Source organism: Nonomuraea sp. NPDC001636, assembly GCF_040298265.1.
Lineage (GTDB): Bacteria > Actinomycetota > Actinomycetes > Streptosporangiales > Streptosporangiaceae > Nonomuraea.
This window is the reverse complement of sequence record NZ_JBEOZT010000025.1, coordinates 45,204-58,747: the sequence shown is the minus strand read 5'-3', so window position 1 is coordinate 58,747 and position 13,544 is coordinate 45,204. Positions and strand designations below refer to the sequence as shown.

Genomic DNA, 13,544 nt, shown 5'->3' with positions numbered 1-13,544 from the left:
CCCATTCTTCCTCACGCATGGACGAGCGCGTGCCGGGCGCCGGCCTGGGCCTGGCCGCGGGCCAGCGGCCAGAACGACACCAGCATGCACACGGCGCCGAGCGGGATCAGGTCCTTGTCCAGGATCGGGAGGGCGAAGTCGAGCAGGACGAGGACGGGGGTCCAGACCTTGACCTGCCGCCGCGCGGCGAGCTGGACGACCAGGGCGAGCTGGGCGGCGTAGAACAGGAACGGGCCGGCGGCGTAGACCGCGAGCGACACCCCCGGAACCGCCTGGACCTGGTCGAACAGCGGGGACATCGCGTCGTGGTCGGCGGCCATGAACCCGACGACGACGTCGATCAGGAACTGCGCGGCCGCGCACGCGATGCCCACCAGGCCGACCACGAGGCTGGCGGTGGCGATGCGGTTGCGGCCCAGCATCCGCCACATTTCCCGAAATATCACGATGAACAGGGCAAGGGCGGCAAGAAAGGCGAGATGGCCGACCGTCCAGGCCAACCCCGGCCCTCGGCTCCCGTCCAGGCCGTCGACGATCCGGATCACGCCGTACGACAGGACGAGCAGCGGGGCGGCCACGAAGGCGGCGCGGGTGTTCATCGGGGGTTCTCCTCAAGGGGCGGGGCGATGCACTCATCCTGCGGTTTTCCGCTCCGGATGTGATCGCCGGGACGGGCGATCCTCCGCCTCGCTCTCAAGAGGGATGCCCCTCGCTCCCGCGCCCCACCTGCCCGCCGACCGAGCCCACAGGCATGCCGACCGCGCCCACATGCCCGCCGACCGCGCCCCACGGACGGGCCGACAACAGGAGTCGGCTTGACAAGCGATATTGTCGGTGCGATCGTCGGCCGCACACCGCGCCGGGCCGTGACAGGGAGACCGCCATGCCGCACGAGTTCGAGATCCGCCACGAGATCTCGCTGGACGCCGCCCCCGACGTCGTCTGGCAGGCCATCGCGGAGGGCCCGGGCATCGACTCGTGGTTCATGGGCCGTACCGAACTGGAACCGCGCGAAGGCGGCCGGGGCACGCAGACCTTCGGCGACGACGTCGCCACCGAGTCGGTGGTCACCGCCTGGGAGCCGGGCCGCCGCCTGGCCCACCGGGGCGTGGAGAACCCCGACGGCACGTTCATGGCCTTCGAGTACCTGCTGGAAGCCCGCGGCGCGGGCAGCACGGTGCTCCGCTTCGTCCACAGCGGCTTCCTCGGCGACGACTGGGAGTCGGAGTACGACGACCTGGAGCGCGGCGACCTCCAGTACCTGTACAAGCTGGCCGTCTACCTCAGGCACTTCCCCGGCCGGATCTCCACCCACAACCTGTTCCTGGCCGGCCCGTGCGCGTCGGAGGAGCGGTTCTGGGCCGCGCTCGGGGCCGCGCTCGGCGTCGCCGGGCGTCCGGTGGCGGGGGAGAAGGTGACGGTCGCGATCGAGGGGCGTTCGCCGGAGCGGGGCGTCGTGGAGTGGGTGACCGCTCCGGGCACGTTCGTGGCGGTCCGTACGGACGACGGCCTGTACATGTTCGTCCAGGGACGCGGCATGGCGGTGGTGGAGCACCACGCCTACGCCCCGGTGGACGGCGAGGCCCTGGAAGCCGCCTGGACCCACTGGCTCGCCACCGTCTCCGCCTGACCGCCCGCCCTCAGGCGAAGAACCCGCCCGACCGGCGGCCCTCAGTCGAAGAACCCCACGGTCACCGCCCGACCGGCGGTCCTCAGGCGAAGAAGTCCCGCAGCACCGGCGCCAGGGCCTCCGGCTTGACGATGTGGGTCTGCCCGTCGAGCGTGCGGTAGTCGGCCGCGGGCAGCGCCTTCGCCAGCGCGCCGACGGAGTTGCGCATCCACTGCGGGCTCTTCCCGCCGTCGGCGACGAGCGTCGGGACGGTCACCGACGCCCACGCGCCCTCCGGGTACGGCAAGCCCCGCTGGTACGGGAAGACGAGCGCGGTGTCGTACGGCAGGGTGTGCGCCACGGCCTTGAGCGTGGCCCACGCCGGCATGAACCGCATCATCGCCACCACGATCGCCGGCAGGCAGACCCCTTCGCGCATGAACATCCTGACCGCCTCGGCCCGGCGGCCGGCGGCCACCAGCGCCTCCAGCCGTCGCGGGTAGTCGTCCTTGAGCGGGGCGCGGGTGCCGTCCACGACGAACGGCGGCTCGTACAGGGCCAGGCGCTCGACCGGCAGGCCGTGCTGGACCGCGGCCAGGGCGAGGGCGGCGCCGGAGGAGGTGCCGTACAGGCGGACCGGGCCGCCGGCCTCCTTGACGAGCGCGGCCAGGTCTTCGACCTCCCGTTCGACGGCGTACGGCTGGGTGTCGCCGCTCTCGCCCCGTCCGCGCCGGTCGTAGGTGTAGACCGTGAAGTCGGGGGCGAGCGCTTCGGCCAGGCCGCCGTTGATGCTGGAGCCGCGGAAGCTGAGTGCGCCGTCCACGAGGATGACGGCCGGGCCCTGGCCTGCGCGTTCGTACGCGATGGGGGTGCCGTCCGCGGAGTTGATCATGCTGCTCATGGTGTTCCTCCGTTTCGTGGTGCCCACGTTAGCCACCGACAAATAAAATTGTCAAGAAATCTTTTGGGGGAGGACGTACTGATACGGGTACCTCTGCGCTCTTACCTGGTGGAGTCGTCCCGAGCGCGGGGGACGCTGGGGCGGCTCCCACATCGCGTGCCGCGAACAGGAGGGGACGGCACGTGCCGCAGACGGGGGCGGGCGGTCTGCCAGCCGCGCGCCCCGGCCTCGGCACGTGCCGTGGGCACCGCCCCCCTCGGCGCCGGCTACGTCGCCGGGACCGTGACCGGCCCGCTCCCCCCGGACGCCTGCGACCTGCGGCCGAGCCGCCGTACCGGCCCGATCGCCAGCAGCGCCGTCACCACGCCGACCGTCACCAGGGCCGAGCCCAGCATGAAGACGCGCGGCTCGACCAGCGCGGTGACCGGGCCGGCCAGCGCCTGCCCGATCGCCATGCCCGCGACCGACCCGGCCACCTGGTAGGCGTTGACCCGGTTCAGCACGTCCGGCGCGACCTGGGTCTGCACGGTCGTCGACCACATCACCGACCAGAACGCCATCGCGCACCCCCCGAGCAGGTGCCCGGCCATCAGCAGCGGCAGCGGCGCCCCGAGCGCGACCGACAGCGGGACGGCGACGTACCCGATCAGCGCCACCGCCCCCGCCGCCAGCGGCCTGCGCGGCTTCAGCCGGATCGCCACCAGCCCGCCCAGCACGGTCCCGAGGCCGAGCGCCGCCATCACCCAGCCGTAGTCGGCCCCGATGACCTGGGACGACAGCGGCACGTACGGCCCCACCACCAGCACGCCCCAGAACACCCAGACCAGGATGACCGACCACATCCAGCTCCTGGCCTTGAACTCCTCCCAGCCTCTGCGCAGGTCGCTCAGCACGTCGGACGGCTCCGGCGTCGGCACGGCGACCCGCACCAGCAGCAGGCACACCGCGCTGACCAGGAACGTCGAGGCATCCACGGTGTAGACGAAGACCGGCCCGGTGGCCACGACGAGGATCCCGGCCAGCGCCGGCCCGACGAGCTGGGTGACCGCCTCGGCGATCTTCAAGGTCGCGTTGGCCCGCTGCGGATCCTCGGCGACCAGCGGCACCATCCCGTTGACACACGGTTCGAACACCCCGGCGGCCATGCCCGACAGGAACGCCATCGCCAGCAGCAGGGCGTACGGCGGGGCCCCGTCGAGGAAGGCGACGGCCACGACGGCCTGGGTGACCACCCTGACCACGTCCGCGCCGATCATCAGACGCCGGGGCCCGATCCGGTCGGCGACGACCCCGCCGAACAACATGACCAGCACGGCCGACGCGGTCCAGAGCGCGAGCACGAAGCCGACGCCGGCGATCCCGTAAACTTTGCCGATCGCCAGCGCCGAGGCGACGGGCATCATCGCGTCGCCGAGCAGCGAGATCGTGCGGGCCCCGAAGTAGAGGGCGAAACTCCTCGTCCACATGAGCCCCAATTCTGGATTTCTCCAGATCAAAGCACCGGTGTCCCAAATGACATCATTGGGTACATTTGCGCCATGCCCCTGGACTGCCCCGAGACCCCTCCGGCCCCCGTGAGCCCGCACCGCGTGGTCGCCCTGGTCGCCCCCAACCAGGAGCTCTATCCCGTCACCTCGGCCTCGGCCGTCTTCGGCTACCAGGGCCCCGACATCCCCCAGCACTACAGCCTCACCCTGTGCGCGGAGCGGCCGGGCTCGCTGCCCACCACCCTCGGCGTCCCCATGCAGGTGGACAGCGGTCTCGAAGCCGTCGACGAGGCCGACACCGTGATCGTCGCGGGCTGGACCCTGGTCCCCTCGCCGGCCGTGCTCGACGCGGTGTCCCGGGCCCATTCCCGCGGGGCGCGGATCGTCGCCGTCTGCGCGGGCATCTTCATCCCCGCCGCCCTGGGCCTGCTGGACGGCCGCCGCGCGTCCGTCCACTGGGAGCTGTCCGGGGAGCTGGCCGCCCGCCACCCCCGCGTCATCCCCGACGACACCGTCATCTACGTGGACCACGGCGACGTCGCCACCGCCGGAGCCTCGGCCGCCTCCCTCGACCTGTGCCTGCACCAGGTGCTCCAGGACCACGGCGCGGCCCACGCCATGCGCATCGGCCGTCAGCTCGCCGCGGGGCCGCACCGCGAGGGCTGCCAGCGCCAGTACCCGCCGCTGCCCACAGCGGGGCCCATGCCGGACTCCCTGGCCCCGCTGCTCGAATGGCTGCTCGGCCGCCTGCCCGACCACGTCACCGTCGAGGACATGGCCGCCTACTCAGGGGTCTCCGCGCGGACCCTGACCCGGCAGTTCGCCGACCAGCTCGGCGTGCCGCCCGCCCGCTGGCTGCTGGAACGCCGGCTGGCCGCCACCCGGGCGCTGCTGGAGGAGACCGACCTGCCGGTCGAGACGATCGCCACCCGCGTCGGCCTCTCCTCGGCCGTCAACCTCCGCCGCCGTTTCCACACCGCGCTGCGCACCACCCCGGCCGCCTACCGGCGCTCCTTCCGCTGACGGGCGGCGGCCGCCGTCAGGCCGCGTGCCAGGGACGGGTGGGCTCGGTCTCCTTGGCGGCGTCCGCGACGCGCACCGCGTACGTCGGGCGCTCGGCGCCGGGCACCGGCCCGAGGTAGGAGTGCCCGGTCAGGTGGCACCACGCGGGCAGGTCGACGGGCGCGGCGGGGTCGGTGGCGATCAGGTGGATCACGGCGCCAGGACCGGCGCGCAGCACGTGCCCGCGCAGCTCGATGAGCAGTTGGACGCACATCTTGTCGCCGCCGTCGATCACCAGATCAGGTTCGGGCATGCGTACAGGAAACCACGCGTCGCCGTCGAGTAGGTTGAGGCCTGTCCTGGCCCCGTGAGGGGCCGGCGCAGGCGTCGGACGGTAACGGCCCGGACACAACGGGCGGATTATCCCAGTAAAGGGTCATAATCCTGTTCAAGTGTTGGGGAAGGCGGTGATGAGATGACCAGGTTCACCGAGATCGCCGAAGAGGCCGGGCCGGCGGAGAGCCACGGGACCGGGCGCGGCTCCGCGGGCCGGGGCGTGCGGCTCGCGCGCGTCACGGCCGTCGTCCTGGCGGTGGCCTCGCCGGTCCTCACGGTCGCCGCGCTGCTCGTCTACGCCCGTCTGCCGGAGGCGTGGACCCCGCTCAGGACCGCCTCGCCCCAGACGGCCGCCGCCCTGACCTTCCCCGCGGTCGGCGCGTTCCTGATCTTCCATCGGCCGCGGCTGAACATGGCGTGGCTGATGGTCGCGGGCGGCATCGCCGCCGCCGTCAGCGACCTGTCCAGCGCGCTGATGTTCCGGCTGGCCGCCGACGGCGACCTGGTCGCGGCCGGGCTCGTACGCTTCCCCGCGCAGGTCGGGTGGGCGGTGTGCGGCCTGGCCCTCACCATGCTGCTGCCGCTCTACTCGCCCGACGGACGGCTGCCCTCGCCGCGCTGGCGGTGGGTGCTGCTGCTGGGCGCGTTCTCGCTCGGGCTCGACCTGGCCCGCTCGGTGTTCCGGCCCGACCCGGCCCCCGGCAGCTACCCCTACCCGGCCGTCATCCCCAACCCGCTGCAGATCCGCGCGCTCGGGCCGTACGTGGAGGCCGTCTCCATGGTGGCCTGGACCGGCATCTACGTCGCCATGGCGCTGACGGCGCTCTCCCTGGCGCTGCGGCTGCGCCGGGCCGACCCGGTGGGCAGGCGGCAGATCGGATGGCCGCTGTTCGCGTTCGCGGGCTACGTCGTGTTCCTGATCATGGCCGCGTTCGTGCCGGCGCTCCTGTGGCCGAGCGTCGTGTGGGCGGCGCTCATCCCGGTCGCCGTCGCGTTCTCGGTGACCCGCTACCGGCTCTACGGCATCGACACGGTGATCAGCCGGGCCTTCGTCGCGGCCGGGCTGGTGGCCGTGGTGAGCGCGGTCTACTTCGGCGCGGGCGCGCTGTCCAGCCTCGTGGTCTCCGGCTACGACGAGATCGCGGGCATCGCCGCCGCGCTGTTCGCCGGCGCGTTCTTCCAGCCGCTGCGGCACGTGCTGCAACGCGCCGTCGACCGCCTCCTGTACGGCAGCGTCGGCGACCCGGCCGTGCTGGCCGAACGCCTGACCCAGGCCGTCCGGCGCGGCGACCCGGCCAAGGCGCTGACCTCCGTGGTCAGCGTGCTGCGCGACGGGCTCGCGGTCGAGGGCGTGGCCGTGGAGGTCGCCGACGGCGAGCCGCGTTACGTCGAGAGCGGCCGGGTGGGCGCGGCGCCCCGCCAGGTGCCGCTGGTGTGGCACGGGGAGCGCGTCGGCCGCCTGTTCGTCGGGCCGCCCGGCCCGCGCCGCTTCCCCGCCGCCCACAACGAGCGCGTGCTCACCACGCTCACGCCGTACGCCGCCGACGTGGCGCACGCCGTGCGCATGGCCGCCGACCTGCAGCGTTCCAGGGAACGCATCCTGACGGCCAGGGAGGAGGAGCGCCGCCGCCTGCGCCGCGACCTGCACGACGGGCTCGGCCAGACCCTCTCGGCCATGGCCATGACCATCAACATGGCCAGGATGAGCCTGAAGAAGTCCCCCGACGCCGCCGACGAGCTGCTGCGCGAGTTGCACACCGGCATGGGTGCGGTCACCGACGACATCCGCGAGCTGGTGTACGGCCTGCGCCCGCCCGCGCTCGACGACCTCGGCCTGGCCAGAGCCGTCTGCGAGCTGGCCGGCCAGTCCTCCCCGGACACCCAGATCGAGGTGGAGGTCGAGGGCAGCCTGACCGACCTGCCCGCCGCCGTCGAGGTGGCCGTCTACCGGATCGTCCAGGAGGCGCTGACCAACATCCGGCGGCACGCCAGGGCCTCCCGCGCCCGCATCGTGCTCCAGCGCGACACCGTCCTGCGCGTGCTGGTCGCCGACGACGGCCGCGGGTTGCCCGCCGCGTACAGCGCGGGGGTGGGCCTCGGCTCGATGCGGGAACGGGCGGCCGAGCTCGGCGGCATCTGCGTCGTCAACAGCGGGCCGGGGGCCGGGACGCGGGTCGAGGTCATGCTGCCCCTGGGCTCGGCCGCGAAGGAGCCGGTCAGGCCGCCGCGCGCGGGCCGCTGAGCGCCGCGCCAAGCCGCGCCAAGCCGCGCCAAGCCGCGCCGGGCCGCGCCGGGCCGGGCAAAATTAACCAAGAGTAGTTTTGATCTCACCCTTGGTGTGGAACATGGTGAAGTATCACCTCATTCCTCACGGAGGACGTGCCTTGCCCCAGCACACACCCCGCCTGGTGATGTACTACCGGACCCACTGCGACGGCGGCCTCTACGTCTCCCCGCTGCCCCTGATCGAACGGCGTACCGGCCTCACCCACCTCGTCGTCGCCACCGTGGAGGTCGGCGCGGACGGCGACGTCCGGCTCAACGGCGCCCCGCCCGACTGCCCCGAGCTGGCCCAGATGTGGGACGACGTGCAGGTCACCCAGGTGTACGGCGCCCGCGCCCTGGCCATGATCGACGGCCTGGACCGCCTCGACCACGACCTCGGCACCTGCTACCCGCCGCTGCGCCGCCTGCTCGCCCGCCGCCGCCTCGACGGCGTGGACCTGCACCTGACCGCGCCCATGTCACCGACCGGCCTCGGCCGCCTGATCGACCGGCTGCGCGCCGACTTCGGCCCGGCCTTCCTGCTCGCGCTCACCCCGTCCGCCGCCGTGGACCACGACCAGGTCTTCCGCGACCGGGGCGCCGACCTCGCCTGGCTCAACCTGCCGATGTACGGCGGCCCGCGCAGCCTGGCCGACCCGTGCGACTACGACGCCGTGCTCGCCGGGGGAGCGGTGCCGGCGGGCAAGCTGGTGGCCGGGGCGGTCACCACCCCCGACAACGGGGGCGGCGGCTACGTCGAGATCGACCGCCTGGCCGCCACCGTCGCCGAGCTGCTGCACCGGCATCCCGGGATGGGCGGGGTGAGCGGCTGGGAGTACTACAACGCCCTGCCCGGCGGCACGGACGCCCCCTGGCAGTGGGCCGAACGCGTCGGCGCCGCCCTCAGACTGACCCGCAAGCCCTGACCTTCCGAGCCCCTTGGAGGGCTCGGTCAGCGTCGCCGGCGCTTCTGGGCGCCCGCCGTCTTGCCCGGTTTGCGGGGCTTCCTCGGCAGACGCCCGCGCTCGCCCGGCGGCCGTACGTGCACCCCGCGCCACCGCTGCAACGCCACGCGCGCGGCCGAGGCCACCCGGGGCGCCGGATGGTGCTCGATGAGGAAGCGCAGCATCGGCGTCGTGTAGGGATGGTCGCTGCACGTCATCATGCCGAGCATGCTGAGCACGTCGTCGACGTCGAGGTTGCCGGAGAGCTGGAGTATCGACTCGGCCGGGCCGCCGATCTCCATCGCGGCCACGGTCATGTCGGCGTACACCCAGGCCACGTCGACGGGCGCGGGCGGGACGTCGTGGTCCTCCTTCTCCCGGGCCCTGATGAGCGCCCCCAGCCGGGGCACCTCGCGCAACGCGGCGGCGATCTCCCGACCGGGCCGGCCGAGGTCCTCCAGCAGCACGGTCAGGCCGACCGCCCGGCTCAGCGGGCTGACGTCGAGCAGGACGTCGGCGATCTCCTCGGCGGCCCGCGCCGGATCCCGCCCGCCCAGCCAGACGCGCACCTCCTCGGCGCGTTCGTCGTCGTCGTAGGTGCGCAGGGCGCGCAGCAGCGTGGGGGCGTCGGCGCCGGCCGTGCCGCCGTGGACCGGGATGTCCTGGCCGATGAGGGTCTTGAAGAGGTCGAGCGCGCTCCAGGTGCCGAGCGGGGTCAGCGACACCGACGAGCCCTCGCGCCGGATCAGCCGCAACCAGGCCAGCTCGTCGGCCGCCTCGTCGGTCAGCTCGGGGATCTCCGTCACCGGCAGGGCGTCGCGGTGGCTGAGCAGCATCAGCAGGGTGCTCGTGCCGGCGTCGAGCGCCGCGGCGTCGGCCTCGGGGGAGAACAGCGAGTAGAGGATGTCGCCCCACGTGTCCAGCACGTCGTCGGCCGGCCCCGACGTCAGGGTCTCGACCGCCGGGCCGGTCGTGGCGGCCCCGTCGCGCACGTCGATGAGCCGGCTGTCCTCGGCCACGCCCCAGAGCCGCCCCTGCCCGGGCCGCGCCGCCCCCTGCTCGCCGACGGCGGAGGCGAGGCGGAGCAGGTCGTGGACGACCGGCGTTGCCCGGACCACGGCCGCGAGGTCGTCGGCCGGGAGGAGGCGCACCGGCGGCTGGAGGGTCACGAGCGGCAGCAGGTCCGCTTGATGGAGGAAATGGTCCACGGTGGGTAAGGTTACTGTCTCATTGCGTGACGCTGCCCGCTCTTTGCCTTCACCGGGCGGCCGGAAAACCCCTCGGATTCTGTCGGTGGCCGGTGATACAAACGGGTCCGATGTTCGCCCGCCCTCGGCCAAGGGGTTTCACCGTGACCAGCGGCAGTTCGGAGTTCTCCGTAGAAGGCCCGCGCTACGACCGGCGAGGGCCGGTCCGCTGGCTCTGGTCCCACCTGCGCCGCCACCCGCTCCCCCTGACGGGCTTCCTCGGCGGCTCGCTGGTGATGGTGGTGCTCAACGCGCTGGTCCCGCAGCTCACCGGCTCGGCCTTCGACGCGGTGCTGGGCGGCCGGGGCACGCCCGCCGCCGCGCTCGGCCTGGTCGCCCTGGCGCTGCTGGCGGTGGTGTCGGCCCGCGGCCTGTTCGACCTCGTCGCCCGGCTGAGCAGCGAGATGCTGGCCAAGCGGCTCGAACGCGACGCCCGCGACGAGCTCTACGCGGGCCTGCTCGGCAAGAGCCAGACCTTCCACAACCGGCAGCGGGTGGGCGACCTGATGGCGCGGGCGGCCAACGACATCCGCCAGCTGTCCATCATGATCAGTCCGGGCGTCGACCTGATCGTCGACTCCGGGCTCACCGGCCTGGTGCCCCTGGTGTTCATCGCCGCGATCGACCCGCGGCTGCTGCTGGTGCCCGTGGTGTTCGGCGTGCTGTTCGCCTTCGCGCTGCGCCACTACATGGGGCAGCTCAACCCGGTGGCCACCCGCATGCGCGACGAGTTCGGCGACCTCAACGCCGGGCTGAGCCAGGCGGTGCGCGGCATCGAGGTCATCAAGGTGACCGCGCAGGAGGAGCAGGAGCGGCTGCGCTTTCGCGCCGACGCCCGGCGCTACCGCGACTCGTTCGTGCGCAACGGCCTCGTCCAGGCCCGCTACCTGCCCACGTTGCTGTTCGCGTGCGCCATGGCGGGGGCGCTGTGGCACGCACTCGTCCTGCACGCCGCCGGCGCGATCACGATCGGCGACCTGGTGGCCTTCATGGGGCTGATGGGCATGCTCGGCTTCCCGACCCAGATCTCCATCTTCACGTTCTCGCTGGTGCAGATCGGCATCGTGTCCTCCCGCCGGATCCTCGACATCGTCAACGCCGAGACCGAGCTGGAGCAGCCGGCCGCCGGCCACGCCGCGCCCATCGGGGGCGAGATCGTCTTCGACGACGTCACGTTCGGCTACGGCGAGGGCGAGCCCGTCCTGCGGGGGGTGACGTTCACCGTGCGGCCGGGCGAGACGGTGGCGATCGTCGGCGAGACGGGGGCGGGCAAGAGCTCGCTGACGAAGCTGGTGCCCCGCATCTACGACGTCACCTCGGGCCGGATCCTGGTCGACGGCGTCGACGTCCGCGACTGGGACCTCGACTCGCTGCGCTCCCAGATCTCCACCATCGAGCAGGACGTCGTGCTGTTCTCGCGGTCCGTGGCCGAGAACATCGCCTTCGGCCTCGGCCAGCGGGCCGACCGCGCCGCCGTGGTCAAAGCGGCGGAAGACGCGCAGGCGGCCGAGTTCGTGGCCGAGCTCGACGACGGCTACGACACCGTCATCGGCGAGCGCGGCCTCACGCTGTCCGGCGGCCAGCGCCAGCGGCTGGCCATCGCACGGGCGCTGCTGACCGACCCGGCCATCCTGATCCTCGACGACTCCACCAGCGCCATCGACTCCGCCACCGAAGACCGCATCCAGCAGGCCATCGAGCGCATCCAGGAAGGGCGCACGACCCTGCTGATCACCCACCGGCTCTCCCAGATCCGCTGGGCCGACAAGGTCCTGCTGCTGCGGCGCGGCGAGGTGGCCGCCTTCGGCACCCACGACGAGCTGATCGCCGGCAGCCCCCTGTACCGCCGCATCTTCTCCCACTACGACGAGGTCCCGGCCGATCAGGGCGCGCTCGACGAGCAGGAAAGGGTCCACTGATGGGCTTCATCATGGACGGCCTCGACGCCGAGGACTACGACCGCACCTACTCCGACCGTGACCTGACGCGCCGGATCCTCGCCTACTTCCGCCCCAAGCTGGGCGCGATGTTCCTGGTGGCGGCCATGATCGTGCTGGTGTCGGCGGCGCAGGCGGCCCTGCCGCTGCTGGCCAGCCAGGGCGTCGACGCCATCCAGGACGGCACGATCGCCGACGTCGGCCCGCTGCTGGCCGCCGGCATCCTGCTGGCCGGCGCGCTGAGCTGGGCCTTCAACTTCGTCCGCCAGTGGTACAGCGCGCGGGTCACCGGCGACGTCGTGCTGCGCCTGCGCGAAGACGCCTTCGACGCCGTGCTCGAACGCGACCTGTCGTTCTACGACGAGACCCCGTCGGGCCGCATCGTCAGCCGCGTCACCTCCGACACCGACGACTTCGCCACGGTCTCCACCCTGACGATGGACCTGATCAGCCAGGTGCTGATGGTGGGGTTCGTCACCGTCCTGCTGTTCCTGCGCAGCGTCGAGCTGGCGCTGCTGACCCTGCTGGTGGCGCCGGTCGTGATGGGCATGGCGCTGCTGTTCCGGCGGCTGGCCAGGTCCAGCACGCGGCGGGCCCAGCGGTCGCTGAGCCGGGTCAACGCCAACCTCCAGGAGACCATGGGCGGCATCGCCGTGGCCAAGAACTTCCGCCAGGAGCAGCAGGTCTACGACGAGTTCCGGCCGGTCAACGAGCAGAGCTACCGGGTGACGCTGCGCCAGGGCTTCGTCTTCTCGGCCATCTTCCCCCTGCTGTTCCTCGTGGCGGGGCTCGCGACGGTCGCGCTGGTCCAGCTCGGCGGCACCGCGGTGCTGGGCGGCGGCCTGTCGGCAGGCGACTGGTACCTGTTCCTGCAGGGCGTGTCGCTGTTCTGGATGCCGCTGACCTCCATCGCCGCCTTCTGGTCGCAGTTCCAGCAGGGCCTGTCGGCCTCCGAGCGGGTCTTCGCCCTGATCGACGCCCCGCCCCGGGTCGTGCAGACCGGGTCGGCCGATCCGGGCAGGCTGGCCGGGCGCATCGAGTTCGACGACGTCACCTTCGGCTACGACGCGGCCCACCCCGTGCTCCGCCGCTTCGACCTGGTCGTCGAGGCGGGCGAGACCGTCGCGCTGGTCGGCCACACCGGCGCCGGCAAGTCCACGCTGGGCAAGCTGATCACCCGTTTCTACGAGTTCCAGGAAGGCCGCCTGCTGATCGACGGCCACGACATCCGCTCGCTCGACCTCGGCGCGTACCGGCGGCAGATCGGCGCGGTGCCGCAGGCGCCGTTCCTGTTCAGCGGCACGGTCGCCGACAACATCCGCTACCCGCGTCCCGCCGCGGGCGACGACGAGGTGCTGGCCGCGGCGGCCGCGGTCGGCGGCGGCGACTGGATCGAGGCCCTGCCCCACGGCCTGGCCACCGACGTGGGCGAGCACGGGCGGGCGCTGTCGATGGGCCAGCGGCAGCTCGTCGCGCTGGCCCGCCTGCTCATCCAGGACCCGGCGATCGTCGTCCTCGACGAGGCCACCGCCAGCGTCGACCCGCTGACCGAGGCCCAGATCCAGGAGGGGCTCGACGTAGTGCTGGCCGGCCGCACCTCGATCGTCATCGCCCACCGGCTGTCCACGATCGAGCACGTCGACCGCATCATCGTGCTCGACCACGGCCGGATCGTGGAGGAGGGCGACCACGCCTCGCTGCTGGCCCGCGGCGGCCGCTACTGCCAGGTCTACAACACCTACTTCCGCCACCAGTCGCCCGACTACCGGCCCGACAGCGGGTTCGTCGCCGTCGGCGAGACCTGACGGGCTCAGGC

The 13,544-nt window shown here is 72.7% G+C and carries 11 protein-coding genes; 6 read left to right on the top strand and 5 right to left on the bottom strand.

What is annotated here, in order from left to right; all coding sequences use genetic code 11:
- Nucleotides 1-11 precede the first annotated feature (11 nt).
- Nucleotides 12-599 carry a hypothetical protein gene (locus ABT158_RS36750; protein ID WP_352361568.1) on the bottom strand — a complete coding sequence of 196 codons (588 nt, stop codon included), beginning with the start codon at nucleotides 597-599 and terminating at the stop codon, nucleotides 12-14.
- A gap of 284 nt (nucleotides 600-883) precedes the next feature.
- Here ABT158_RS36750 and ABT158_RS36745 point away from each other — a divergent pair, with 284 nt between their 5' ends.
- On the top strand, nucleotides 884-1,630 hold the full coding sequence (locus ABT158_RS36745) for an SRPBCC family protein (protein ID WP_352361566.1): 747 nt from the start codon (nucleotides 884-886) through the stop codon (nucleotides 1,628-1,630).
- An 82-nt stretch (nucleotides 1,631-1,712) separates the two neighbouring features.
- Here the strand turns inward: ABT158_RS36745 and ABT158_RS36740 are convergent, their stop codons facing one another.
- Nucleotides 1,713-2,510: an alpha/beta fold hydrolase gene (locus ABT158_RS36740; protein WP_352361564.1), complete on the bottom strand. Its 798-nt coding sequence runs from the start codon at nucleotides 2,508-2,510 to the stop codon at nucleotides 1,713-1,715.
- Between the two features lie 266 nt (nucleotides 2,511-2,776).
- Nucleotides 2,777-3,976, bottom strand: coding sequence for an MFS transporter (locus tag ABT158_RS36735; RefSeq protein WP_352361562.1), 1,200 nt, complete (start codon nucleotides 3,974-3,976; stop codon nucleotides 2,777-2,779).
- A 72-nt stretch (nucleotides 3,977-4,048) separates the two neighbouring features.
- On the opposite strand from ABT158_RS36735, the gene ABT158_RS36730 reads away from it, so the two are divergent.
- Nucleotides 4,049-5,020, top strand: coding sequence for a GlxA family transcriptional regulator (locus ABT158_RS36730; protein ID WP_352361560.1), 972 nt, complete (start codon nucleotides 4,049-4,051; stop codon nucleotides 5,018-5,020).
- Between the two features lie 16 nt (nucleotides 5,021-5,036).
- Here ABT158_RS36730 and ABT158_RS36725 read toward each other — a convergent pair whose 3' ends face one another.
- Nucleotides 5,037-5,312 carry a sulfurtransferase TusA family protein gene (locus ABT158_RS36725; protein ID WP_352361558.1) on the bottom strand — a complete coding sequence of 92 codons (276 nt, stop codon included), beginning with the start codon at nucleotides 5,310-5,312 and terminating at the stop codon, nucleotides 5,037-5,039.
- Nucleotides 5,313-5,474: 162 nt separating this feature from the next.
- On the opposite strand from ABT158_RS36725, the gene ABT158_RS36720 reads away from it, so the two are divergent.
- Both ABT158_RS36720 and ABT158_RS36715 read left to right on the top strand, forming a co-directional pair.
- Nucleotides 5,475-7,577, top strand: coding sequence for a sensor histidine kinase (locus ABT158_RS36720; protein ID WP_352361556.1), 2,103 nt, complete (start codon nucleotides 5,475-5,477; stop codon nucleotides 7,575-7,577).
- 142 nt (nucleotides 7,578-7,719) lie between these two features.
- Nucleotides 7,720-8,526, top strand: a complete 807-nt coding sequence (locus ABT158_RS36715) for a glycoside hydrolase family 18 protein (RefSeq protein WP_352361554.1) — start codon at nucleotides 7,720-7,722, stop codon at nucleotides 8,524-8,526.
- A gap of 26 nt (nucleotides 8,527-8,552) precedes the next feature.
- Here ABT158_RS36715 and ABT158_RS36710 read toward each other — a convergent pair whose 3' ends face one another.
- Nucleotides 8,553-9,752, bottom strand: coding sequence for a hypothetical protein (locus ABT158_RS36710; RefSeq protein WP_352361552.1), 1,200 nt, complete (start codon nucleotides 9,750-9,752; stop codon nucleotides 8,553-8,555).
- 143 nt (nucleotides 9,753-9,895) lie between these two features.
- Here ABT158_RS36710 and ABT158_RS36705 point away from each other — a divergent pair, with 143 nt between their 5' ends.
- Together ABT158_RS36705 and ABT158_RS36700 are read left to right on the top strand one after the other, a co-directional pair.
- Nucleotides 9,896-11,710, top strand: a complete 1,815-nt coding sequence (locus ABT158_RS36705; RefSeq protein ID WP_352361550.1) for an ABC transporter ATP-binding protein — start codon at nucleotides 9,896-9,898, stop codon at nucleotides 11,708-11,710.
- Nucleotides 11,710-13,533 carry an ABC transporter ATP-binding protein gene (locus ABT158_RS36700; RefSeq protein WP_352361548.1) on the top strand — a complete coding sequence of 608 codons (1,824 nt, stop codon included), beginning with the start codon at nucleotides 11,710-11,712 and terminating at the stop codon, nucleotides 13,531-13,533. Before ABT158_RS36705 ends, ABT158_RS36700 begins: the two co-directional genes overlap by 1 nt.
- Nucleotides 13,534-13,544 lie beyond the last annotated feature (11 nt).

Excerpts from the sequence above, each read along its gene's own strand:
- ABT158_RS36735 (WP_352361562.1), bottom strand. The coding sequence starts at position 3,976 with ATGTGGACGAGGAGTTTCGCCCTCTACTTCGGGGCCCGCACGATCTCG.
- ABT158_RS36750 (WP_352361568.1), bottom strand. The coding sequence starts at position 599 with ATGAACACCCGCGCCGCCTTCGTGGCCGCCCCGCTGCTCGTCCTGTCG.
- ABT158_RS36700 (WP_352361548.1), top strand. The coding sequence starts at position 11,710 with ATGGGCTTCATCATGGACGGCCTCGACGCCGAGGACTACGACCGCACC.
- ABT158_RS36745 (WP_352361566.1), top strand. The coding sequence starts at position 884 with ATGCCGCACGAGTTCGAGATCCGCCACGAGATCTCGCTGGACGCCGCC.
- ABT158_RS36740 (WP_352361564.1), bottom strand. The coding sequence starts at position 2,510 with ATGAGCAGCATGATCAACTCCGCGGACGGCACCCCCATCGCGTACGAA.
- ABT158_RS36730 (WP_352361560.1), top strand. The coding sequence starts at position 4,049 with ATGCCCCTGGACTGCCCCGAGACCCCTCCGGCCCCCGTGAGCCCGCAC.
- ABT158_RS36720 (WP_352361556.1), top strand. The coding sequence starts at position 5,475 with ATGACCAGGTTCACCGAGATCGCCGAAGAGGCCGGGCCGGCGGAGAGC.
- ABT158_RS36725 (WP_352361558.1), bottom strand. The coding sequence starts at position 5,312 with ATGCCCGAACCTGATCTGGTGATCGACGGCGGCGACAAGATGTGCGTC.